Source organism: Pseudomonas sp. TUM25319, from assembly GCF_056388475.1.
The window spans coordinates 2,072,705-2,096,005 of sequence record NZ_CM150751.1; the positions used below are offsets into that span (position 1 = coordinate 2,072,705).

Genomic DNA, 23,301 nt, shown 5'->3' on the forward strand with positions numbered 1-23,301 from the left:
CCTTGCGGGGGCGGGGTGCATACGCGCTCCGCTCCCGTTTTTATTGCGGTCGGCGCAAGGTCTTCTGTCGCAGGATGTAGATCGATACCAACACCGCGCTGGTCAGCATGAACCCGCGTGCCCAGGGGGAGGGGACGAGGTAGCAGGACAGGCTGATGCTCGCCCACATCAGGCCGATGGCGTAGACCTTGCCCTTGAGGGGAATGCCTTCGCCGCTGAGGTAGTCGCGGATCCACGGACCAAGGCGTGGATGGTTCACCAGCCAGTCATGGAAACGGGGAGAACTGCGGGCGAAACAGGCGGCCGCGAGCAAAAGAAAAGGGGTGGTTGGCAACACCGGAAGGAAGATGCCAATCACCCCCAGCGCGACGCTGAGCCAGCCGACGGCCAGCAACAGGTAACGCACGGACGCAAACTCAGTGGTGGCGCGGCTTGAGCAGGGCCGGTTTCTCGTCTGGCGCGTGGCAGAGCAGGTAAAGCGCGGTGAGCGCTTCCGGGATCTGCACGATCATGTCGTCCATCAGGTTGGCATCGCTGGCGATATCGGCGAATTCAGGCTGCTCGTCGAACAGACCGGAACCGACCATGATCGGCAGCAGCATTTCGCTGACTTCTTCCTCGGCGCTTTCGAACCAGGCTTCCTCGCGCAGGAACACGCCTTCCATGAAGCCGATGCACCAGCCGCGCAGGTCGGAGTCGTCCGGCTCGTCGCCCAGGTCGAGGTCGCACGGCAGCTCGAACTCTTCGTCGCTGGCCAGTTGGCGGGCGATGTGAGCCTTGAGCTGGATCAGCGTGGTTTCGATTTCCTGGCGCTGCGCGTCGTTGGCGTAGTGGGGTTCCTCGGCGAACAGGGCATCGATCCACTCACGGTCGGTGACCACTTCGGCGCAGATCGACAGCGCGGTCAGGTAGCCGTGGGCGGCAACGTAGTCCAGCGCCTCTTCGTGCAGCTCGTCGGCGTCGAGGAAGGCTTGCAGGCGGGTCAATTGCTCAGCGAAGGACATTAGGGGCTACCTTGGAAATATAACGATGCTGGATTCTAGCATTTTGCGGCGCCCGCGAGGCAAAGGATGACGGTCTATCGTGCAGCGCCCTGTCCTGGTGGGCGCTCGGGTATACTGCCGGCTTTTTTCCACCGGGTGAGGATTGCCCCCGGTAAAAGCTGCTTGCGTATTTTCACGTGAGCCGCGAAGGGTTTTCAGCCAGCCTGTGGCCAGGATGGTTTCTCGATTTTTGGAGTGGGTATGCTCGAACAGGCTCAGCGCGTCCTCAAGGACATCTTCGGCTACGACAGCTTCCGCGGTCGCCAGGGCGCGATCATCGAATGCGTGGCCAATGGCGGCGACGCGCTGGTCCTGATGCCCACCGGTGGCGGCAAGTCGTTGTGTTTCCAGGTCCCGGCGCTGCTGCGCAATGGCCTGGCGGTGGTGGTATCGCCACTGATCGCGCTGATGGAAGACCAGGTCGCGACCCTCGACGAGCTGGGCGTGGCGGCCGCCTCGCTGAACTCCACCATGAGCCCCGAGCAGCAGCGCGAACTGGCCGGACGCATTCGTCGCGGCGAGCTCAAAATGCTCTACCTGGCGCCGGAGCGGCTGGTGCAGCCACGGATGCTCGATTTCCTGCGCGACCTCGATATCGCCCTGTTCGCCATCGACGAGGCCCACTGCGTCTCGCAATGGGGTCACGATTTCCGCCCGGAATACCTGCAATTGGGCCAGTTGGCCGAATTCTTCCCGAATGTGCCGCGCATCGCCCTGACCGCCACGGCGGACATGCGCACCCGCGAAGAGATCGTCAGCCGCTTGCACCTGCAGGGAGCCGAACGCTTTCTCTCCAGCTTCGACCGGCCCAACATCTTCTACCGTATCGTGCCCAAGGAGCAGCCGCGCAAGCAGTTGCTGGCGTTCCTCGGCGAGCGTCGCGGCAACGCCGGGATCGTCTACTGCCTGTCGCGCAAGAAGGTCGACGAGGTCGCCGCCTTCCTCTGTGACCAGGGTTTCCCGGCGCTGCCGTATCACGCCGGCCTGCCGGCCGAGACCCGCGCCGCCAACCAGCGGCGCTTCCTCAACGAGGAAGGGCTGATCATGGTCGCGACCATCGCCTTCGGCATGGGCATCGACAAGCCCAACGTACGCTTCGTCGCTCACCTCGACCTGCCCAAGTCCCTGGAAGCCTACTACCAGGAAACCGGTCGTGCCGGCCGTGACGGCCTGCCCGCCGATGCCTGGATGGCCTACGGCCTGCAGGACATGGTGATGCTCAAGCAGATGCTGCAGAACTCCGAAGGCGACGAGCGGCACAAGCGCGTCGAGCAGCACAAGCTCGACGCCATGCTCGCCCTCTGCGAGGAAACCCGCTGCCGCCGCCAGGCCCTGCTGCGCTATTTCGATGAGGACCTGCCGCAGCCCTGCGGGCACTGCGACAACTGCGTCGACGGCGTGCAGACCTGGGACGCCACCGAGCCGGCCCGTCAGGCGCTGTCGGCCATCTACCGCACCGGGCAGCGCTATGGTGTCGGTCACCTGGTGGATGTGCTGCTGGGCAAGGACAACGAGAAAATCCGCAACTTCGGTCACCAGAAACTCTCGGTGTACGGCGTCGGCAAGGCCCGCTCCGAAAGCGACTGGCGCTCGCTGTTCCGCCAGTTGGTCGCTCGCGGCCTGGTGGATATCGATCTGGATGGCTACGGCGGCCTGCGCCTCTCCGACAGCTGTCGGCCATTGTTGCGCGGCGAAGTGACCCTGGAGCTGCGTCGTGACCTGAAACCGGTGACCAGCAGCAAGTCCAGCAGCAGCGGCGGCAGCCCGGCCAGTCAACTGGTACGCGGCGACGAGCGCGAGCAGTGGGAAGCCCTGCGCACCCTGCGGCGCAAGCTGGCGGAGGAGCACAGCGTGCCGCCTTACGTCATCTTCCCCGATTCCACCCTGCTGGAAATGCTCCGCAGCCAGCCCACCAGCCTGGCGGAAATGGCCCGGGTCAGCGGTGTGGGCGCACGCAAGCTGGAGCGCTACGGCGAGGCATTCCTCGAAGTGCTCAGTGGTGGCGCGGCCGAAGCGGCGCCGGTGGTCACCGACTTGCGCCACGAACTCATCACCCTGGCGCGCGCCGGCATGACCCCGGCGCAGATTGCCGGCCAGTTGAAGTGCAGCGAAAAGAACGTCTACAGCCTGCTGGCCGAGGCCATCGGCCGTCAGGAACTGTCGCTGGAACAGGCGCTGGACCTGCCGGAAGACCTGCTGGCAGAAGTGCAGGACGCCTTCCTCGACGGCGAGGGCGAATTGCCGCCGGTGGCGGAGATCCAGCCGCTGTTCGGATCGCGGGTGCCGGAAGGGGTGCTGTATTGCGTACGCGCCGCCTTGGCCGCGGAATTCGAAATGTGACCGGTGCGTCTGTCATGTTTTTTTACGTTTGCCTCCAGGCCTCGCCCAGATGCACCTTGCCTAAGCGCAGCGACCATGATTAGCTGACTAATAATTAGTTCTGATCATGAGTTTTTTATGCCGCTGACCGATCAACACCGCTTCGGGATGCAACTGGCCCATATGTCCCGGGGCTGGCGTGCCGAACTGGACCGCCGCCTGGCGGGGCTCAACCTGTCCCAGGCACGCTGGCTGGTGCTGTTGCACCTGGCCCGTTTCGACGAGGCGCCAACCCAGCGCGAGCTGGCGCAGAGCGTCGGTGTCGAGGGCCCGACCCTTGCCCGTCTGCTGGACAGCCTGGAATCCCAGGGCCTGGTGCGTCGTCAGGCGGTGCTGGAAGACCGCCGGGCCAAGAAAATCGTCCTCTGCCCACCGGCCAAGCCACTGATCGAGCAGATCGAGACCATTGCCAATGCCTTGCGGGTCGAATTGTTCACCGGAGTGGACGAAGAAGAACTGGCGGTGTGCATGCGGGTGCATACGCGGATTCTGGCGAACCTGGAGAAGTCCAAGGTCTGACGGGTTAGGCTGGACAGAAAAAACCGATGCAGTGATGTGTCGGTTTTTTTGTATCTGGTTGCGGGACAGTGGTGGCTTACAGGGCCTCATCGCTGCGGTTCGGCGCAGCATCTTCCTTGTGGGAGCTGGCCTTGCCAGCGATGAGGCCCTCATAGGCGAAACAGCCTCAGAACGTCTGCCCCAGATTCAGGTACACCGCCTTCTCGTCTTCGGTATTGAAGCCATAGCTGAAGCTCAACGGCCCCAACGGCGTATCGAAACCGATGAAGAGGCTCGCCGCATTGATGTATCCGCTGTCGAACTCATTGTCGTTGTTCCAGACCCGCCCGCGTTCCAGCGAGCCGCCCAGATACAGCGGGAAGTCCAGCGGCAGGTACGAGCGTGGCGTCAGCCGGCGGTAATACACCATGCGCATCAGGCTCAGGTTCTGCCCAGACAGCGAGTTCTGGCGGAAGCCCGACAGTTGCCGCGGCCCGCCCATCACCATGCTCGACACCACCACGTCGGCATCATCCAGCGTGCGGCCATAACGCCCGCCCAGCACCCAGGTGTCGGGGCCGTTGCTCAGGGCCTTGTCGAGCTTGAAATCCCACTGCCGGTAGCGCTGGTCGGAGCCCAGGTCCGGCTCGAACTGGCGCAACGTCAGGCGGATGTCTTCGCCGTGGTGGGGGAAGTAGACGTTGTCGAGGGTGTCGAACGACCATTTCAGCTCGTAGAAGCCCTCGTTGAAACTGGCCTTGGGCAGGTCCTGGTCGCCGATGCGCACTTCGGCCTGGCCCCAGGCCTGGCCGACACCCAGTCGTACTTCACCGCTGGTACCGATCTGCCGGCCCAGGTTAAGGCCGAAGCCGTAGCGCTCCAGGCGGTATTCGGACACCGGGTCGTTGTCCAGGGTCGCCTCGATGTTCTGTGAACCCAGGTTCAGGTAGGGCGCGACAAAGTAGCGTGAGCCGGTATCCAGCGGCTGGTAGAACTCGCTGTACAGCTCCTGCACATCGCCGATCTGCGCCCGGGTCAGCCACTCGGCACCGAGTGTGTTGATGCCGTTGACCCGGTAGCTGGCGCCGAGGTTGAAGGCGCTGTCGCCGCGCATGTCATCGGAGAGGTTGAGGCCCAGGCGCAGGTAGTCGGTGCCGCCGCGGCGACCGCGGGCGTTGATCACCAGGGTATTGTCCTGGCCCTTGTGCACCACCCGGTATTGCACCCGGTCGAAGTAGTCCAGGCCGTACAGGGTGCCCATGTCGGTCTGCAGGCGGTCGAGGTCCAGCGGTTCGCCGATGGGCTGGCGGATGTAGTAGCGCACCACGTCGTCGCCGACCTTGGAGTCGTTCTCCACCTTGATTGCGGTGATCACCGGCGTGCGTTGCCCCGGCGAACGGGCCACCGCCAGCTCGGCGTCGCCGCCTTCGCTGTGGCGCAGGCTGGCCAAGCGGCCATCGAGGGCCTGGGTGGCGCGGTAACCGGCGTCGACCATCTCTTGCGCCCGCCCGAAGTCGGTGACGCCGAAGCTGGCGAGCGGCGGCTGGATCAGGATGTCATCACGCTTGAGCGCCGCCAGTTGTTCCTCGGAATTGCGCCGGGTCATCAGGGTGATGGACTGGTTGAGCACGTCCACTACCGTTGCCAGTTGCTTGCGATTGCGCAGCGGCGTGCCGATATCGACGACAATCGCCACGTCCACGCCCATCTCCCTCACGATATCCAGCGGAATGTTGTCCACCATGCCGCCGTCTACCAGCAGCCGGCCCTCCAGTTCCACCGGGGCGAACACCGCCGGGATCGACATACTGGCGCGGATCACCTGGGGCAGGTGGCCGCGGCGGAACACCACTTTTTCGCCGCTGGCGATGTCGGTGGCCACGGCGCGGAACGGGATCGGCAGTTTGTCGAAGTCGCGGGTGTCGCTGGTATGGGCCAGCAGGCTTTCCAGCAGCAGCGCCAGGTTCTGGCCCTGGATCACGCCCAGCGGCAGGCCAAGGCTGCCATCGTCGCGGAAGCTGAGTTTCTGTTTGACCAGGAAATCGCGGTCATCCTGCTTGCGCCGGAAGGGAATGTCCTTGCGCGGCGGCGCATCGGAGAGGGCCTGCTGCCAGTCGATCGACAGCGCCAGTTTCTCCAGCTCATCGACCTTGTAGCCGGAGGCGTACAGCCCGCCGATCACCGCACCCATGCTGGTGCCGGCGATGGCATCGATCTTCACACCCTGTTCCTCCAGCGCCCTGAGCACGCCGATATGGGCCAGGCCGCGGGCGGCACCGCCGGACAGCACCAGGCCGACCTTGGGCCGCTGGCTTTCAAGGGCGAAGACGGAACAGGACGTGATCAGCAGCAGAAAACAGCACAGAAGGCGGCGCATCGTGACTCTCGGAGAGACGGTCAAAGACCGCTAGTATAAGCGCCACACATTTTGTTTGAGGTTGTCACCGTGAGCGCGCCGAAGCCGGAAATCGTCATTACCTACTGCACCCAGTGCCAATGGCTGTTGCGCGCCGCCTGGCTGGCCCAGGAACTGCTCAGCACCTTCAGCGACGAACTCGGCCGCGTGGCGCTGGAGCCGGCCAGCGGCGGCACCTTCCGCATCACCTGCAATGGCGTGCAGATCTGGGAGCGCAAGGCCGATGGCGGCTTCCCCGAGGCGAAGGTGCTCAAGCAGCGGGTGCGCGACCAGATCGATCCGGAGCGCGACCTGGGTCACAACGACCGTTAATGCTCCGCAGCCGCCTTGCGTGATTCGCCACTGGCCGCCAGGCGGCTTGAAATCACGATGGCGAAGATGATCAGCACGCCGCCCAGCAGCATGCGCGGCGTCGGGGTTTCGGCGAACAGCAGCCAGGCCACGGCGATGCCGTAGATCGGTTCCATGGCGAACACCACCGCCGCAGTGCGCGCCTTGATCACCGCCAGCGAGGCGACGAACAGGCTGTGGGCGACGCCGGTGCAGAAAATGCCGAGCAGGGCGATCCACAACCAGTCCATTACCGGCACTGCGGCCAGGCCTGGCGCGGCGAATGGCAGCAGGCACAGGGCGACCACCAGGTTCTGGCACAGCGCGGCCTGGACTGCGGGCACCCGTCCGGATCCGGCACGGTTGGTCAGCGACAGCAGCGAGAACAACAACCCGGACAACAGCGACCAGAGCAGCCCACCGGTGGCTTCGCTGGCCAGGTTGAATTCCGGCGTCACCAGCACCAGGCCGACGCTCACCAGCCCAACCAGCAGCAGTTCGTTGCTGCGAATCCGCTCGCGGAACAGCAGGCCTTCGAGGATCACGGTAAAGGCCGGGAAGCTGGCGAAACCCAGGGTGGCGATGGCCACGCCGGCGACTTTCACCGAGACGAAGAAACTCACCCAGTGCCCCGCCAGCAACACGCCGCCCAGTGCCAGCCGGCGCGAGTCTTCGCCGCGCAGGGGGGTCCAGCCGGGGCCGGCAACCCGCACGAACAGCCCCAGCGCCAGTACGGCAAAGGCGGCGCGACCGAAGACGATGATCGAGGGCGCGGCGCTGGCAAGCTTGCCGAAGACGCCAGTGAGGCCGAAGAACAGCGCGCCGATATGCAGGGCGCCGAGGGCGGTGCGGTGATTCATGGGAATCCTTGAAGGGCAGGGCGAACACGCGGCCAGTGTAAGGCCGGCCGCGTCATGCCGTCTGTCGCGATCGTCGCGTCAGTTGTCGCCAGGCTCGCGGCGCAGCGCGCCGGGGCTGCGCCCGAACGCCTTGAGCACGGCGGCGGCGAAGGCACTCTGGGAACTGTAGCCGACCCGGCTGGCGATCTCGCCGATGGGCAGCGCCGTGCCCTGCAGCAGTTGCCGCGCCCGCAGCAGGCGGCGCTGGCGGATGTAATCCATCGGTGTGACGCTGCGTTCGGCCATGAAGCGTGCATGCAGGCGTGCGCTGGACAGCCCGGCGAGGCGGGCGAGGTCGGCAACCTGCAGCGGGTAGGCGGCGTATTGTTCGATATGGGCATCGAAGGCGGCGTAGGGCAGTTCCTGCTGCAACGGGCTGACAACCGTCGCGGGGTTGAGACTAGCGAGCAGCAGCACCGCGCCCTGGCGGGCGATCAGCGGGTCGGCGACGGGGCTGTGGGCCAGCCAGTCGACCAGTTGTTGCTGGCGGTTGTCGAGCATCAGCGGGCCGGGCGTCTCCAGCAGGCGGTGACAGTTGCCGACGTGGTCACCCAGGCTTTGCGCCAGCCAGTTGTCGGCGGGGATGTCCAGCACCAGGCAATGGCTGCCGGCGTCGCTGCCGCAGGTGTGGTGTGCGCCGGCGGGCACCACCATCAGGTCCTGGCGCCCGATTCGTCCGCCCCGGCCATTCACTTCGAAATCCAGGCGTCCGTGCAGGCCGAACACCAGTTGCGGGTGTTCGTGGCTGTGGGCGATCAGGTCGTCACGGTAGTGGCGCAGGGAAAGGATCGGGCCGCTGTTCATCGGGGCTGTCCGCGGAAACGAAAAGCGCAGTGTACTCCTCGGCGGCTGTCATGGGACTGCCGCAGGGTTGTCATGGACGGTTCACCGCCGGCTGGCAAGGTCGACCAAACCCCGCCGGAGCCCTGCCCATGACCAGTGCCGCGTTGATCAAGCCCACGCGCAAACAGCGTGTCCGCACCCTGTGGATTTCCGATGTCCACCTGGGCACCCGCGATTGCCAGGCCGAGCACCTGTCGCAATTCCTCAAGCGCTATCACGCCGATCGCATCTACCTGGTCGGCGACATCATCGACGGCTGGAAACTGCGTGGCGGCATGTACTGGCCCCAGGCGCACACCAACGTGATCCGGCGCCTGCTGACCATGAGCAAGCGCGGCACCGAGGTGATCTATGTCACCGGCAATCACGACGAATTCCTGCGGCGTTACTCGAAGCTGATCCTCGGCAATATCCATCTGGTGGACCAGGCCGAGCACCTGACGGTGGATGGCCGGCGCCTGCTGGTGATTCACGGCGACCAGTTCGACGTCATCACCCGCTATCACCGCTGGCTGGCGTTTCTCGGCGACTCGGCCTACGAGTTCACCCTGACCCTCAACCGCTGGCTCAACTACTGGCGTTCCCGTTACGGGTACGGCTACTGGTCGTTGTCGGCGTACCTGAAGCACAAGGTCAAGAGTGCGGTGAACTTCATCAGCGACTTCGAGGAAGCCATCGCCCACGAGTGCGTCAAGCAGGGCTTTCACGGCGTGGTCTGCGGGCACATCCACCATGCCGAAATCCGCAAGGTCGGAGAAATCGACTACCTCAATTGCGGCGACTGGGTGGAGTCCTGCACCGCGCTGATCGAGCACTGGGACGGCCAGATCGAACTGTATCGGCTGGCGGACGATCAGGCGCGGCTGGCGGAGCAGGAGGCGGCGCGGGTGGTCGAGTCCGTGCAGGGCTGACGACTCGGGCGGCGACGGGTGAAGTTTGGGCGGCGTCTTGTCGACCGCTGACTATCTGAGCTGTCTCACTCAGATTCGCACACGCAGATATTTCACGGTGGTGCTTGGGACTTTTCCTATATCCCCTTCGCTGATCGAAGTTCAGGATCTCCGGAATCATTTCCATGGACATCCTCATTGGTCAGCGGCCAGCAATTCCTCCTGCTCGACACTCTGGTGGATTCCCCAATCCACATGCGGCCCGGCGCTGATGCTCGCGATGGGTGCGTAATTGCAGGGAACACGGCATGCCCGCCCAATCTGATTTCTGCTCCCACCTTGACGTCGTTATAAACACGGCCGACCCGGTCCCCCTCGAACGCTGCCGGGTCTGCCAGCGCTGGGGCCTGCCCATCCTGCCGCTGCGCGCCGCCTACGCCCCCGAGCCTTGGCAGGTCCACGCCCTGCCGGTGTCTCGCGACTCCGAGGTCACAGCCGTGCGCATGGTGCCCGACCAGCCACGCATCCTGCGCCGGGGCTTCCTCTATGTCCTGCTCGACCGCACGTATTGGCAGGCCTACCAGATCACCCCCGAGGGCGCCTTGCGTCAGTTCCCGGCGCTCCAGATCCCGCGCGAGGAACCGGTGCCCTTGAGCGAGCTCTGCGTCCAGCAGGACCACGACATTCCCGCCGCGTTCATCAATATCAATACCCACAGGTACTCCACCGCCTGGCTGGCCATCTCCAACGATCCCTGGCCCCGGGAGGTGCTGCACGCCTACAAGCGCGGCGACGTGGTCGACGGCATGAACCTTCACGACCGGTTCTACAAGCTCGACCTCAAGGTCGCCCGCGACGACCCGGCCAGTGTCGGCATCGCCATGACCGAAACCGACCTGCAGTTGCACCAGGTCCTTGAATATGCCCAGTCCATGACCGGCGATTTCTGCAGCGTGCACGGCTTCTATCCGCGCAATCACCGGCTGCGTGCCATGGCCGGGCATGTGCGTGCCGTGACCAAGGAATACCAGTTTGCCCAAGGGTGTACTGGCCCTGGTGTTGCCCGATCCTGTTGGTATGGTCCAGGAAATGAATAACCAGCGTCTGTTGCGCTATCAGGCCATGCAGGAATGGATGGCCGAACCGCAACGGTGTTTCGAGCACTTCACCTCGCAGACGTTGCTCGGCATCCGTCAGTTTCAGGTCAAAAGAGCGCATGAACGTGCGGTCAAGGAGGCCGAGGAAGAGGTCAAGATACGGCAGGACCACAACGCCATCTCCGAGTCCCTGGGACACCCTTTCTTCCTGGAACCTGTGCCGGTCCCCCATCTGGAGAAGGAGAAAGAAGCCCGGACTGCCGAAGCCACCACCGATGCCCGTGATCGGCTCTACGATCGCTACAACGAAAAAGAACGCAAGACGTTCCAGGACAAGTACGACAAGACCCTGGCGGCCTGGCAGAAGTCTGTCGACGACCTCGCCGAGCTCTATGCCGACCATCACGATGGCGCGGCGTTCCGGTTGGCGGCGCTCCATGACTACGACTGCCATGTCACTGAATCGCATGATGGCTTTCTCTGCATGTTGGCGATGTGTCAGGCCGGCGGCGTCACCGAGTCCCGCACCGCCAAGCAGCCCGGCGCAACGCGCAGCCTCTGGCTGGAGCAACTGGAGGATCAGGACAGCCTGTTCCACAAGGCCATGCGGGACCGCGACCGGACGGGTTCCCAACAGTTCTTCCACGACCTTGCTGGCGACGAGCAGACCCGCGTTTTCCACGGCGGCAAGACCCTGATCGGCGGCATGAAAGCCGACGCGTTCGTGGGCCAGCGGGTGCAAACGGCTGTCGGCCAGTTGCTCGGCGCTGCCGCCTCTGCCAGCAATGCCCTTGGAGAACAGCTGTCGGAAAAGAGCAGGACATTGCTGTTGGAACTGCACCGGAGAGTCTGGCTGCACTATTACGGCCTCCAGACCACCCGGATCACCGTACCCCTCAAGGTGGGCGAGTACCTCACGCTGCTCAACAAAGTGCTCTACGAGGGCGCCGAGCGGTATGCCACCAAAATCGACCAGCAGTTCCGCAAGCCGGCCGAGCGCAAGGTACGGGCCATGCTGATGAACAACTACTTTGCCCCGGCCCTGGCCAGCAGCCACGCGAAGCTGATTGATGTCGTCGTATGGACGACGGAAAGCGCCGAAAGCCTCCAGACTCGCCTGGACAAGCTGAGAGTCGGTGTTGCCGACGGCCTCGACGATGCCTTGCGCAGCGTCAACATCGACGGTTATGCCTTCAAGGCCGGGATGACGGACTTGGCCCACCGCCTCAGCCTCAGTGCAGAGGACGCCCGCCTGCTGGTTGGGGAGTCAATGCGCAGCATGCGCAATCCCGTGAGTCTCAACGCCACCGGTGTGCTCAATCTGGGGATGTCCGTGGGCAGCCTGTACTTCCAGCACGATGCGCTGCGCAGAAGCTACCAAAACATGCTCATGGCGGTTGGCGACGAGCATGACGAAGCAGCGTTGGCGGTGCTGTCGGCGTCGGTCGGAGTGATGGGGGCGGGTGTCGAGATCGTTGGCGGGGTAATTCAGACGTTGCGGCCAGATTGGAAGGTTTCGGTTCGCTCTGCTGGGGGGATGGTGCCGGTTGAATTGGGAGGGCGGATTCTGCAATTCGGCGGGGCGATTGTGTCGGTGGCGACTGCGGTGGAGGGGTTGCAGTATGCGTTGGCAGCAGGGCGGACTGGAGAAGTTGGTGATAAAGCAGCAAGTAATGCTTACAAGGGGGCGGCTGTTATATCTGCACTTTCCGCTGGGGTTGGGGTAGTGGGTTCTGTTTGGGGGGTAAGCATGCTTCTCGTCCCGCTCGCCCTCGCTGTCTTTCTTGGCTTTGTTGCTTTTGGACTTGCAGTGCGGGCGAAAAGATTGGAGTCGCAGCCCCTGGAGTTCTGGGTACGACATTCGCGCTGGGGACTGCCTGTCAAGCACAGACGCTGGCTGAAATCGGACCAAATGGATGCAGCCATCGGCGCGTTGAATGCAGCGTTGTTGGGCTTGGACGCGGACGTTGAAGTGACCTATATCGTACACAGACCTACTCCCGAGGTCCTGGTGCACGGCGGAACCATCAAGTACAGAATTGTTCTCCCAGGGTTCTCCGCCGACGCGTCACGTTACGAATGGGCGCTGAGGACTTACCAGCCAGGTAACTCCTCTGGGGTTGTCATCGCAGGGGGACGTAACGATGGAATGGATGAAACGCTACCCACTCCGGCTTCAGGGTCAGAACTGGACGACAAGCCTAAAATATCGGTTCCGGTCATTCATCACGATACAGAGTCCAAAACACTCAAGATCAGGGGAGAGCTTGCCTATTTGGGAGCCCTTAATTTTCACGCCATGAAGCTTGAGGTTGCATATTGGCCAGACAAAAGCGATGAGTCCGGCGTAGCCCGGCTAACTGTGATTGAAGACAAGATTCCTAAGTGGGAGAAGGAGTCTGTCTTATGAAAAAGCCTGAACTCGTTCCGCCCTGCTCCGGCTGGCAGGAAGATCTGCCCCGTCCGGACGAAATGGTGATTGTGGCTCCTGCTCTTGGATTCGACGCACCCAATCATCAGGATGATATCTATTTGGAGTTGCCGCGAGCGGCAGCGCTGATCAGAGGTTTGGTGATCTGGTTTGCACTGGTCATTAGTTTCATGCTTGTTGACATGCTGTGGAGTTACTTGTCAAGTGCACGAACGCAGTGGGGTGAAGAGTCACTCATATTTGGCTCTATTACTCTTGTCAGTATTTGGTTGATTCTAATTTTCTGGAGGCTCGATGTAGATTCTCCCAGGGATCAACCCCTACGCTTCAACCGAGCCCGCCAACGCCTCTACGCCTACAACTTCAAATTCCGCTGGTGGAACCCGTTCGAACGCTGGTGGGTGGAACCGGTCGCTTACGACTGGTCCCAGGTCCGGGCCGAGCGCTGGTTAAAGCGCGGTGCAACGATGGATGGAGCGGTCATCAAGGGCGGCGTGGTGCTCTCCATCGTCAAGCCCGGCACCAACGAAGTCATCGACCGTTTCCCCCTGACCACCATGGGCGCCGACCAGCATGCCTGGGCCTATGTCTGTACTTATATGCAACAAGGCCCCGATGCACTACCTCCGCCTGGCCTGCCGAAAGATCACAACAATGTGATGGAGCACAACATAGCCTTACTCCTGGCGCCAAAGGTGAAATGGCCTGCGGATATGGATCTGGAATCGAGGACTGCGCCATGAGTTGGGGGCTTGTGAGCAAGCCACAACTTGTTCCGCCCTGCTCGGGCTGGCAGGAAGATCTGCCACATCCTGATAATCCACCTGTCGTAGTTCCGGCGCTTGGATTTGATACACCCAATCATCAAAACTGTGTCTATCTTGAGTTGCCTCGCGCATCCGCACTGCTCAGAGGGCTGATGATTTGGTTTGCGCCGCTTATGGCTTTTTTTCTGACTCAAATGTCATGGATCTTTTTTTCAATTGAGCACAAATTGGATGCTGAGTCATGGCTGGTATTTCTCTTTTGTACGTCCGTTGGAGTTTGGTCTATGTGGTTCTGTATCAAGGTTGATATAGCACCTCCTCGGGATCAACCCCTCCGCTTCAACCGAGCACGCCAACGTCTCTACGCCTACAACTTCAACTTTCGCTGGTGAAACCCCTTCGAACGCTGGTGGGTGGAGCCAGTAGCCTACGACTGGTCACAAGTCCGTGCCGAACGCTGGTTGAAGCGCGGTGCGACGGGAAATGGCGTGGTCATCAAGGGCGGCGTGGTGCTTTCTATCGTCAAGCCAGGCACTAACGAGGTCATCGACCGTTTCCCCCTGACCACTATGGGCGCCGATCAGCATGCCTGGGCTTATGTCTGCACCTACATGCAACAAGGCCCCGATGCACTGCCGCCCCCAGGCCCGCCGAAGGATCACAACAATGTGATGGAGCACAACATAGCCTTACTCCTGGCGCCAAAGGTGAAATGGCCTGCGGATATGGATCTGGAATCGAGGACTGCACCATCCTGCGGGAGCAACGCAGAGTAACGCCGGAACGCTTGATAGATGAACCCGTCAACATCACGTCCCTGCATCAATCTCAAAAACTCACCTTCCCCCGCAACATATCGCGATACATCGCGAAATCCCCCAGCAGGCTGTAGAACGGATGGCTGAAGGTGGCCGGGCGGTTTTTCTCGAAGAAGAAATGCCCGATCCAGGCGAAGCCGTAGCCGGCGAGCGGCACGGCGAGCAGCAGCAGCCATTTGCCGCTGCCGATGGTGTAGGCGAGCAGGGCAATGACCAGGGTGGTGCCGACGAAGTGCAGGCGGCGGCAGGCGGGGTTGGCGTGTTCGCCCAGGTAGTAGGGGTAGAACTGGGCGAAACTGGTGAACTGTTGCGGCTGATCCACTGCAGAAGTCTCCTTGTTCTTGTTGGTTTTTCAACCTGTACGGCGTGGAGCCTGATCTGAGTCTAGAGTGAGTATCTGTATCAGCCAGTGACAATAAGCGCCACTTTAGTATCCTTGCGTCTTCCCCCAGTCAGAGCCCGCCATGAACGAGAGAACCACGTCAGCCAGCTGGGCCTCGGGGATCGTCAAAGCGCTCGAACTGGAAGGGCTGGACTGCCCGGCACTGTTTCGCAAGCTCGGCCTGGATTTCGCCGCGCTGGATGATCCCGATGCTCGTTTTACCCAGGATTCCATGACCCGCCTCTGGCAATTGGCCGAAGAGCTGTCCGGCAACCGGGCGATTGGCCTGAACATGGCGCGGGTTGTGCGTCCGGCGTCGTTCCATGTGGTCGGTTATGCGCTGATGTCGAGCCGGACCCTGGCCGAGGGTTTCGAGCGGCTGGTGCGTTACCAGCGCATCATCGCCGAAAGCTCCGATCTGAGTTTTCACCTCGGGCCCGAAGGCCATGCGCTGATCCTCACGGTCCACGGCGATCACCTGCCACCGACCCGGCACAGTTCCGAAGCCTCGCTGGCCTGTGCGTTGTCGCTGTGCAGCTGGTTGAGCGGGCGAGTGATCCAGCCGCGCAAGGTGCTGATCCAGGGGCCGCAGCCGCTCGATATCGAGCCGTACAAGGTGGCGTTCCATTCGCCGCTGACGTTCGATGCGCCCTATGACGCGCTGGTCTTCGATCCCCAGGACCTGCAATCACCCTTGCCCACCGCCAACGAGGCCATGGCGACCCTGCACGACCGTTTCGCTGGCGAATACCTGGCACGTTTTTCCGAGAGCCGGGTGACCCACCGTGCCCGTCAGGTGCTGTGCCGGGTACTGCCCCAGGGCGAGCCCAAGCGCGAGCTGGTGGCCCAGGCGTTGCACCTGTCCCAGCGCACCCTGCAGCGACGCTTGCAGGAAGAAGGCACCAGCTTCCAGGCGCTGCTGGACGACACCCGTCGCGAACTGGCCGAGCAGTACCTGGCCCAGCCGGGCATGACGCTGCTGGAAACCGCTTATCTGTTGGGGTTTGCCGACCCGAGCAATTTTTTCCGGGCGTTTCGCCGCTGGTTCGATGTCACTCCCGGCGAGTACCGAGCCCGGCGCAACGAACCGGGGCAGGCGGCCGAACCCGTCAGTGACGCCAGAACGCCGGCATACACAGCACCAACACCGTGATGATCTCCAGCCGGCCCAGCAGCATGCCGCCGGCGAGGATCCATTTGGCGGCGTCCGGCAGGGTCGAGAAGTTGCCGGCCGGGCCGATGGTTTCGCCCAGGCCCGGGCCGACGCCGGACACGGTGCTGGCGGCGCCGGTCAGGGCGGTCATCCAGTCCACGCCGAGCAGCGACAGCAGCAGGGCGATCGCGCAGATGGTGATGGCGAAGAAGAACGAGAACGTCAGGATCGAACGGACGATCTCTTCGTCAAGGCGGTGACCGTTGTACTTCTGCTTGATTACCGCCCGCGGGTGGATCAACTGGTTCAGCGAGGCCTTGAGCAGGATGTAGGCCACCTGGAAGCGGAAAATCTTGATGCCGCCGGCGGTGGAACCCGAGCAGCCACCGATGAAGCCCAGGTAGAAGAACAGCATCAGCGAGAAGTTGCCCCACAGGCTGTAGTCGCCGAGGGCGAAGCCAGTGGTGGTGACCACCGAGGTGACGTTGAGCGCCACGTGGCGCAGGGCGTCGAGCCAGTGCAGCTTGGTCGTGGCCCAGTACCAGGTACCGAGCACGATCCAGGTCACCACCAGCAACAGCAACATACCTTGGACCTGCTGGTCCTTGATCAGTGCCCTGCGGTTGCCGCGCAGGGTCGCGACGTACAGGGTGAACGGCACGCTGCCACAGATCATCACTACCACCGCTACCCAGTGCACCGCCGGCTGGTTCCATTTGGCCAGGGACAGGTCGGAGGTGGAGAAACCGCCGGTGGAAATCGCCGACATGGCGTGGTTGATCGCATCGAACGCGCTCATTCCCGCCAGCCAGAACGCCAGCCCGCCCAGTGCGGTAATGCCGATGTACACCGCGACGATGGACTTGGCCACCATGTGCGAGCGCGGCATGACCTTTTCGGAGCGGTCCGAGGATTCGGTCTGGAACAGGCGCATGCCGCCGATGCGCAGCAGCGGCAGGATCGCCACCGCCATGCCGATGAAGCCGATACCACCGAGCCAGTGCAGCAGCGAGCGCCACATCAGGATGCCCGGCGACATGCTGTCCAGGCCGCTGAGTACCGTGGAACCGGTTGCGGTGATGCCTGACATGCTTTCGAAGAAGGCATCGGTGTAGCTGATGTGCTGGGTCAGCAGGAACGGCAGGGCGGCGAAGATGCACACCACCAGCCAGCTGCTGACGGTCAGCAGGTACATGTCGCGGGGGCGCAGGTGCACATGTTCGGGGCGACCGGGCACCACCAGCGCGAGGCCGGCGACGAAGGTGATCAGGCTCGACCAGAGGAACGACGGCATGTCGCCGGTGCGCTCGAAGATGATCAGCGTGGCCATGGGAATGACCATGCTGGCCGCCAGGGTGATGAGGAAGATGCCGATAATGAAACCGATGATCCTTAAGGTCGGCAACGCCATGTGATCTGCCCTGACTCGAAACGGAAGGGCGCCATTCTACCTGTGGGTCTTTTTAAGTAAACGCCGCTGTGGCGTTTGAACGTCGGGGCACTAGAATGAGCGCTCACTTTTCGACCTGGAGGGTAGCCGATGGAGGCTCTCGACGCATTGCTCAACCGTGTTTCCGTTCCGCGCCTGACGGAGCCCGCGCCTAATGCCGCGCAACGCGAGGGCCTGTTCCAGGCTGCCTTGCGTGCACCGGACCACGGCCAGTTGCGCCCCTGGCGCTTCCTGACCGTCGAGGGCGAGGCGCGGGGGCGCCTGGGCGAGCTGTTCGCCGAGGTGGTGGCGCTCAAGGGCGATGCCACTGAAGCTGCGCTGGACAAGGCCCGGGCCATGCCGCTGCGGGCACCGTTGCTGGTGCTGGTGATCGCCCGGACCCAGGAACACTTCAAGGTGCCGGTGTCCGAGCAACTGCTGGCGGCGGGCTGTGCGGCCCATGGCATCCTGCTGGCGGCCCATGCGCAAGGCATCGGCGCGGTATGGCGGACGGGCGAGATGGCCTATTCGGCCCATGTCGCCAAAGGGCTGGGGCTGGAAGCCGGGGAAGAACTGATCGGTTTCCTCTACCTCGGTACGCCGGTCAGCGAGCCGCGTACAGCGCCGGTGCTGAAGACCGAGGACTTTGTCAGCGCCTGGGGTTGATGGGCGCCTGACAGGTTGACCGAGCTGTCTGGATCGCCGGCAAGGCCGGCTCTCATCAAACAAATCCCAACCCATTGATTTTTAATCATAAAAATCAAGCCGCGACCAGCTGCAATCCCAATTTCCGGGCTTTGCGTTGCAAAGCCCGGAGCTGGCGATCCTGGCTTCTGGCTTCGAATTCAGCCAGCCCTTGCTCCACATAGGCCTTCTTTTTGGTCAGCATCAAGTAGATCAGTCGTGCGAGCTGATGCGCCGTTGCCTTGATCGCACAGCTCGTATCCATGCGCGTCAGCCTTGCTCTGTGCGAAGCGCCGATAAACCCTTTGTCGTTTCGTGCGTTTGAAGCGGCTTGCTTCAAGGCTTGCCCCGCATGGTTGTGAATCTTGGGTCCAGCGCCGGATAAGGATTTTCCGCCCGATATGCGCGTAGGCGGAGCAAGGCCGAGCCAGGAACAAAAGTGCTGTGACGACGGGAAGCGGGAAAGATCAGCGCCGACTTCACTGGCAATGACTAGCGCAGTGTCGACACCAATGGTCGGAATGGCGGTCAGATCCACGCCCATCACCCGGCATAGTGCTTGATGCAATTGAGTTTGCTGTGCCGCTGTGCGATGCGGGCTACGCAAAGTCTTTTGGGGCTTGGGTGGGGAAACATCCAATACCGGCATCTGGTCTATCACCTCGACAATAGCTTCGTCGCATTCGGCGATCTGTTTTTCCAGAAAGTCGTAAAGCGCCAACTCCAGCTTCAATGCCGTCAGGTGCTCCTTGCGCCAATTGCCGAGCAAGCTACGCGCTATGGTTTCCTGGCTTGCCTTGATGCGTGGGTCGCTCAAGCTGGCGAGTACGTACGGATCGCGCTCACCCTTATTGATAGCACGCAGGATTTTCATCCCAGTGACGCCGGAAATGTCGCTGATGACATTGGCCAGTTGAATATTCATCTGGGCCAAGGCTTTCTGGATCCGGTTCAGGGTCTTCGCTTGATCACGAACCTTGTGACTTCGCTGCCTGAACAAGGATCGCGCGACACATGTCAGGTCATCGGGTCGGAAAGCACTGCGCAGGAGCCCATAAGACATCAACTGCAAGATCCATTGGCAATCCATCACGTCAGACTTACGGCCTGTAATCTGTCGGGTTGACCGTGCATTGACGAGACGAACATCAAAACCTCGCGCATCGAGGATTTCGTAAATGGGGATCCAGTAAACGCCTGTCGACTCCATGGCTACGACCTTGATATTCAAGCTCTCCAGCCAGTCGGCAAGCTTATGAAGGTCGTCAGTGAAGGTCGCGAACTTGCGGACGGGCTTGTCATGCCTGTCATCAACTGCAACGAAGTGCTCCCGGCTGCCGATATCAATCCCGGCACAGTCGGTGTGGACAAGGGTGAGGTGTTGCTTGGAGGGCTTGCGTGCCATGGTCAATCCTCGCAGGATAAGGGGCGCGCGGGGCACGGTGGCGAAAGGGGTTCACTCTCTCATACGTGGTCACAGCTGATTTTTCAGCTGATGCCGACAGGGACTTCACGCCGATACCGTGGCGGACCACTCTCCCACTCGGGTGTGCTGACACACACCAGTGCTGGTTACGGTCTCTGTCCCGCGCGTACTGAACCTAACAAAGCAAAAGGCGGTTGGCCCTATCGGGCCAACCGCCTTTTGTCTTTAGATGTAAGCGGCACCGCGTAACTGGCGTCGTACGCTTCATGTTTGCTGCGCGACAGCGCGGCGCCGGGGCGGCGGGCGGACTCCCACGGGTATCTGAGCCAGGCGCCGGACCTTGTGGGAGCTGGCCTTGCCAGCGATGGGGTTCAGTGATCAGCCACTGACACTCCCTTGAACCGGCAATACCAGGGTCGCCACGAACCCGCCTTGCGGATGATTCTCCAGCCGCAGACTCCCGCCATGGCGCTCCGCTGCCCTTCGCGCAATGGCCAGTCCCAACCCGTGGCCCGCGGCACTCTGGCCCGGTGCGCGGAAAAACGGCTCGCCCAGTTGCTCCAGATGCTCCGGCGCCACGCCGGGCCCGTGATCGCGCACGCTGAGCAGGATCTGTTCGTTCTCCCGTGATGCGCTGACTTCGATCGGCTGTCCTGCTGGGCTGAAACGCAGGGCATTGCGCAGCAGGTTGTCCAGCGCCCGTTCTACCATCGTCGGCCAGCCTTGCAGCGTCAGGCCGGGCGTTTCCCTGATGCGGATCTCCTGGTCGGGATCGCTGAGGTGCGCGTCCTTGCACACGCCATTGAGCACTGCATTGATATCCACCGGCTCGGCATGGGCGTGTTCGGCATCGACTCGCGCCAGCACTAGGATCTCGCTGATCAGGGCCTCCAGCCGGTCACACTCGCGGGTCAGGCGAGGCCAGTAGGTTTCCCGTTGTTCCGGCTCGGCCCGTTCGGCCAACGCCAGGGCGATGCGCAGGCGTGCCAGCGGTGAGCGCAGCTCGTGAGAAACGTCTCGTAGCAATTGTCGCTGGCTGCCGATCAGGCTTTGCAGGCGCGAGCCCATGCGGTTGAAGTCGTTGGCGAGCACGCCGAACTCGTCGCGCCGGCTGGCCAGCCGGGCCAGGCTGTTCTGCTGGTAGGCGGCCTGGCCCAGGTCGTGCACCGCACCACGCAGGCGGCTGAGCGGGCGGGTGATGGACAGGGTGACCAGCAGGCTGAACAGGGTCAGTACCACCAGGGCGATGCCCAGTGCACTGAACGGCCAGATCAGGCTTTCCCGGTGCCAGGCATCCAGTTCGGGATGGGGAATGCGGTAGATCAGCAAGTAGGTGTTGCCGCTGCGCGGGCTGGTGTATTCCTCGGTCAGCCGGCGCCACGGCAGCGGCCGGTCGTCATTGCCCTGACGGGCCTCGAAGACCGCCGCACGGCGCGGGAAGGTTCCGGGCACCACCGACTCGCCCGCTTCGTTGAGCACCTGGGTATCGATGTGGTAGCGGCGTTTGCGTTGTTCGAGGTAGCGCTGGGCCTGTTCCGGGCCCATTTGTTCGTAGCGCTCGGTCCAGTTCTTGGCCAGGACGTTGAGGCCGGGGTGACGGTTGAGGATCCAGGCGTCCTGGTTGAGCATGTGCCCGAGCAGGATCGACAGGCCGGCGACCAGGGCGATGGCCAGCCAGAAGCTGGCCAGGATACGCCAGAACAGTGAGCGCAAGAGCAGTCCCTCGAATGACGGAAGCCCGGCCGGCGTGAGCAGGTCGGGCGGGGTGGTTACAGCTTACTGGGTCTTTTTGCCGTGCTCGGCTTTCCAGGCCTGGAACTCCTGCCATTCGGCGCGGCGTTCTTCGCGTTTCTTCTGCAGTTCATCGAACTGTTTCTGCTGGTCCGGCTTGAGCAGGGCGCGGATGTCGGCCTGGGTTTTGTCCTGCTTGGCCTTGAGCTCGTCCTTCATGGCTTTCTGCTCGGCGGCTGGCAGCTTGTCCAGGTAGCGCTGGGTGACTTCGCGGCGGTCTTTCATTTCGTCGCCGACCAGCTTGCCGATCTGCTGGCGCTGTTCGCGGCTCAGGTCCAGTTGGGCGAAAGGCGCGTCACCGCGGTGGTGGTCGCCGTGGCGAGGGCCTGGGCCCGGGCCGCCTTCCGGCATGGCCATGGCGACGGTTGGGAGGGCGGCAGCGAACATCAGGGCGATAAGGGTCTTGCGCATGGTGTATCTCCTTTCTGAGGCCGGTCGTTACCGGATGTGGCCAGTTTAGGGAGATCAAGGTCAGCGGCGGTCAGCCAAGGGTAAAGCCTGGGTAAAGACCTTCGCCGACCTCGCTGACACAGCGTTTACAGGCTGTAGTAGTAGCCGCGGCTGCGTAGCGCGACGATGCGCGGGCGGCCATCGGGGTGCGGGCCGATCTTCTTGCGCAGGTTGCTGACGTGCATGTCGAGGCTGCGGTCGTACAGGGTCAGCTTGCGGCCCAGGGCGATCTGCGCCAGTTCCTGCTTGTCCAGCGGCTCGCCGGGCTGGCGCAGCAGCGCTTCGAGGATGCGGCTTTCGGACAGGGTCAGGGTCAGCTCGCGTTCGTCGATTTCCACGACGCCGCGGGCCGGGCTGAAGTTCAGGTCACCGATCTCCAGCTGGCTCGGCGCCGCCGGTGCATGGCTGCGGCGCAGTACGGCGCGCAGGCGGGCGGTCAGTTCGCGGGGATCGCAGGGCTTGGCCAGGTAATCGTCGGCACCCAGTTCCAGGCCGAGGATACGGTCCAGTGGTTCGCCGCGGGCCGAAAGCATCAGCACCGGCAGTTCGGCATGCTCGCTGCGCAGTTGCTTGAGCAGTTCCAGGCCGCTGCCATCGGGCAGCATCACGTCCAGCACCACGGCCGCCGGTGCCTGCTCGGCCAGCGCCTTGCGGGCGCTCAGGCCGTCGTGGCAGGCGCGCACCTGGAACCCCTCCTGGCCCAGCCAGTGGGCGAGCAGTTCACAGAGTTCCTGGTCATCGTCAATCAGTAACAGCTCGCTCATGTCTCACTCAATTCAACCATTGCTTGCGCTTTCGGTGGCTGCCGCTGGCAAAGATACCGCAGAGCACCGCAATCAGGGCGACTCCCGCGCCGATCACGAACCACTGTTGCTGGTCCGTCAGCAGGCGCGGTGTGGGGGTGGCCTGTGCTTCCTTGAGCATCATCTTCAGGCGCTGGTTTTCCTGACGCAGTCGGCTCAGTTGCGCACTTTCGCGCTCGTTGTCGGCACTTTGCAGCTGTTGGGCCAGTGTTTCACGCTGACGCTCGCTTTCTTTCAGCTTCTGCTGCAGCTCGGTGATCTGGCTGCCGGCGCTCAGCGACAGCGGCGTTTCTTCAGCCTGGCTCAACGGGGACACCAACAACAGGCACAGCAGCAGGGACAACGGACCTTGACGCATCGTAACTCCTGTAATTCAAGTCGAATGTTCAGGACGTTGTCGGCAGGGCGATGAGAATAATGAGCAATGGAACGGATGAAAAGCGCGCCGGTACTGACCGGCGCGCCCTGGCATCACGGCAGGACTTGCTTGAACGGCTTGACGATGACGTTGTCGTAGACGCCGGCGGCGATGTACGGGTCTGCGTCTGCCCAGGCTTGCGCCGCCTGCAGCGACTCGAACTCGGCGACGATCAGGCTGCCGCTGAAACCGGCGGCGCCCGGGTCGTTGCTGTCGATGGCCGGGTGCGGGCCGGCCAGCACGATGCGGCCTTCGGCCTTCAGTTGCTGCAGGCGCTCCAGATGCGCCGGGCGAGCAGCCAGGCGGCTTTCCAGGGAGTTGGCAACATCGGTGGCGATGATGGCGTAGAGCATG

22 protein-coding genes and 1 pseudogene are annotated in these 23,301 nt (G+C 62.8%); 10 read left to right on the forward strand and 13 right to left on the reverse strand.

What is annotated here, in order from left to right; all coding sequences use genetic code 11:
- Nucleotides 1–40: 40 nt before the first annotated feature.
- Together AC05QJ_RS09775 and AC05QJ_RS09780 are read right to left on the reverse strand one after the other, a co-directional pair.
- Nucleotides 41–406 carry a YbaN family protein gene (locus tag AC05QJ_RS09775; RefSeq protein ID WP_476746663.1) on the reverse strand — a complete coding sequence of 122 codons (366 nt, stop codon included), beginning with the start codon at nt 404–406 and terminating at the stop codon, nt 41–43.
- 10 nt (nt 407–416) lie between these two features.
- Nucleotides 417–1,004, reverse strand: a complete 588-nt coding sequence (locus tag AC05QJ_RS09780; RefSeq protein ID WP_476746664.1) for a YecA/YgfB family protein — start codon at nt 1,002–1,004, stop codon at nt 417–419.
- Between the two features lie 240 nt (nt 1,005–1,244).
- Here AC05QJ_RS09780 and recQ point away from each other — a divergent pair, with 240 nt between their 5' ends.
- Nucleotides 1,245–3,383 (forward strand): DNA helicase RecQ, encoded by a 2,139-nt coding sequence (gene recQ, locus AC05QJ_RS09785; RefSeq protein WP_476746665.1) that lies wholly within the window; start codon nt 1,245–1,247, stop codon nt 3,381–3,383.
- 117 nt (nt 3,384–3,500) lie between these two features.
- Nucleotides 3,501–3,941, forward strand: a complete 441-nt coding sequence (locus AC05QJ_RS09790) for a MarR family transcriptional regulator (protein WP_476746666.1) — start codon at nt 3,501–3,503, stop codon at nt 3,939–3,941.
- Between the two features lie 166 nt (nt 3,942–4,107).
- On the opposite strand, the gene AC05QJ_RS09795 is transcribed toward AC05QJ_RS09790, so the two are convergent.
- Nucleotides 4,108–6,297 (reverse strand): patatin-like phospholipase family protein, encoded by a 2,190-nt coding sequence (locus AC05QJ_RS09795; protein WP_476746667.1) that lies wholly within the window; start codon nt 6,295–6,297, stop codon nt 4,108–4,110.
- Between the two features lie 69 nt (nt 6,298–6,366).
- Between AC05QJ_RS09795 and AC05QJ_RS09800 the strand changes: the two genes are divergently transcribed.
- Entirely contained in the window at nt 6,367–6,648 is a 282-nt protein-coding gene (locus AC05QJ_RS09800; protein WP_476746668.1) for an Rdx family protein, read from the forward strand.
- On the opposite strand, the gene AC05QJ_RS09805 is transcribed toward AC05QJ_RS09800, so the two are convergent.
- Together AC05QJ_RS09805 and AC05QJ_RS09810 are read right to left on the reverse strand one after the other, a co-directional pair.
- Nucleotides 6,645–7,526, reverse strand: a complete 882-nt coding sequence (locus tag AC05QJ_RS09805; RefSeq protein ID WP_476746669.1) for a DMT family transporter — start codon at nt 7,524–7,526, stop codon at nt 6,645–6,647. The two genes, AC05QJ_RS09800 and AC05QJ_RS09805, sit on opposite strands and share 4 nt — an antisense overlap.
- A gap of 78 nt (nt 7,527–7,604) precedes the next feature.
- A complete protein-coding gene (locus AC05QJ_RS09810) occupies nt 7,605–8,369 on the reverse strand; it encodes an AraC family transcriptional regulator (RefSeq protein WP_476746670.1) in 765 nt (254 codons plus the stop codon).
- A 128-nt stretch (nt 8,370–8,497) separates the two neighbouring features.
- On the opposite strand from AC05QJ_RS09810, the gene AC05QJ_RS09815 reads away from it, so the two are divergent.
- The 5 genes and pseudogenes from AC05QJ_RS09815 (at nt 8,498) to AC05QJ_RS09835 (ending at nt 14,369) form a co-directional block, all read left to right on the forward strand.
- Nucleotides 8,498–9,319: a UDP-2,3-diacylglucosamine diphosphatase gene (locus AC05QJ_RS09815; protein WP_476746671.1), complete on the forward strand. Its 822-nt coding sequence runs from the start codon at nt 8,498–8,500 to the stop codon at nt 9,317–9,319.
- A gap of 287 nt (nt 9,320–9,606) precedes the next feature.
- Nucleotides 9,607–10,395 carry a T6SS effector BTH_I2691 family protein gene (locus tag AC05QJ_RS09820; protein ID WP_476746672.1) on the forward strand — a complete coding sequence of 263 codons (789 nt, stop codon included), beginning with the start codon at nt 9,607–9,609 and terminating at the stop codon, nt 10,393–10,395.
- Nucleotides 10,331–12,805 carry a T6SS effector BTH_I2691 family protein gene (locus AC05QJ_RS09825; RefSeq protein WP_476746673.1) on the forward strand — a complete coding sequence of 825 codons (2,475 nt, stop codon included), beginning with the start codon at nt 10,331–10,333 and terminating at the stop codon, nt 12,803–12,805. Before AC05QJ_RS09820 ends, AC05QJ_RS09825 begins: the two co-directional genes overlap by 65 nt.
- A complete protein-coding gene (locus AC05QJ_RS09830) occupies nt 12,802–13,569 on the forward strand; it encodes a DUF6708 domain-containing protein (RefSeq protein WP_476746674.1) in 768 nt (255 codons plus the stop codon). Before AC05QJ_RS09825 ends, AC05QJ_RS09830 begins: the two co-directional genes overlap by 4 nt.
- Nucleotides 13,570–13,787: 218 nt before the next feature.
- Nucleotides 13,788–14,369, forward strand: a pseudogene (locus tag AC05QJ_RS09835) (DUF6708 domain-containing protein).
- A gap of 52 nt (nt 14,370–14,421) precedes the next feature.
- Here the strand turns inward: AC05QJ_RS09835 and AC05QJ_RS09840 are convergent.
- Nucleotides 14,422–14,733, reverse strand: coding sequence for an Mpo1-like protein (locus AC05QJ_RS09840; protein WP_476746675.1), 312 nt, complete (start codon nt 14,731–14,733; stop codon nt 14,422–14,424).
- Between the two features lie 142 nt (nt 14,734–14,875).
- Between AC05QJ_RS09840 and AC05QJ_RS09845 the strand changes: the two genes are divergently transcribed.
- Nucleotides 14,876–15,946: an AraC family transcriptional regulator gene (locus AC05QJ_RS09845; RefSeq protein WP_476746676.1), complete on the forward strand. Its 1,071-nt coding sequence runs from the start codon at nt 14,876–14,878 to the stop codon at nt 15,944–15,946.
- Here AC05QJ_RS09845 and AC05QJ_RS09850 read toward each other — a convergent pair.
- Nucleotides 15,903–17,357, reverse strand: a complete 1,455-nt coding sequence (locus tag AC05QJ_RS09850; protein WP_476746677.1) for a TrkH family potassium uptake protein — start codon at nt 17,355–17,357, stop codon at nt 15,903–15,905. The genes AC05QJ_RS09845 and AC05QJ_RS09850 overlap by 44 nt on opposite strands.
- 129 nt (nt 17,358–17,486) lie before the next feature.
- On the opposite strand from AC05QJ_RS09850, the gene AC05QJ_RS09855 reads away from it, so the two are divergent.
- Nucleotides 17,487–18,041 carry a nitroreductase family protein gene (locus AC05QJ_RS09855; RefSeq protein WP_476746678.1) on the forward strand — a complete coding sequence of 185 codons (555 nt, stop codon included), beginning with the start codon at nt 17,487–17,489 and terminating at the stop codon, nt 18,039–18,041.
- A 94-nt stretch (nt 18,042–18,135) separates the two neighbouring features.
- Here the strand turns inward: AC05QJ_RS09855 and AC05QJ_RS09860 are convergent, their stop codons facing one another.
- The 6 genes from AC05QJ_RS09860 to AC05QJ_RS09885 all read right to left on the reverse strand — a co-directional run bounded on the left by AC05QJ_RS09860 (nt 18,136) and on the right by AC05QJ_RS09885 (nt 23,300).
- Nucleotides 18,136–19,464 (reverse strand): IS110 family RNA-guided transposase, encoded by a 1,329-nt coding sequence (locus AC05QJ_RS09860; RefSeq protein WP_476745423.1) that lies wholly within the window; start codon nt 19,462–19,464, stop codon nt 18,136–18,138.
- Nucleotides 19,465–19,863: 399 nt separating this feature from the next.
- Nucleotides 19,864–21,198, reverse strand: a complete 1,335-nt coding sequence (locus tag AC05QJ_RS09865) for a sensor histidine kinase (RefSeq protein WP_476746679.1) — start codon at nt 21,196–21,198, stop codon at nt 19,864–19,866.
- A gap of 63 nt (nt 21,199–21,261) precedes the next feature.
- A complete protein-coding gene (locus tag AC05QJ_RS09870) occupies nt 21,262–21,687 on the reverse strand; it encodes an LTXXQ domain protein (RefSeq protein WP_476746680.1) in 426 nt (141 codons plus the stop codon).
- A 125-nt stretch (nt 21,688–21,812) separates the two neighbouring features.
- Nucleotides 21,813–22,490: a response regulator transcription factor gene (locus AC05QJ_RS09875; protein ID WP_476746681.1), complete on the reverse strand. Its 678-nt coding sequence runs from the start codon at nt 22,488–22,490 to the stop codon at nt 21,813–21,815.
- Nucleotides 22,491–22,497: 7 nt separating this feature from the next.
- A complete protein-coding gene (locus tag AC05QJ_RS09880; protein ID WP_476746682.1) occupies nt 22,498–22,887 on the reverse strand; it encodes an SH3 domain-containing protein in 390 nt (129 codons plus the stop codon).
- A gap of 113 nt (nt 22,888–23,000) precedes the next feature.
- The gene (locus AC05QJ_RS09885) at nt 23,001–23,300 is read right to left on the reverse strand and encodes a YciI family protein (RefSeq protein ID WP_476746683.1); all 300 of its coding nucleotides are present in this window, start codon (nt 23,298–23,300) and stop codon (nt 23,001–23,003) included.
- Nucleotide 23,301 lies beyond the last annotated feature (1 nt).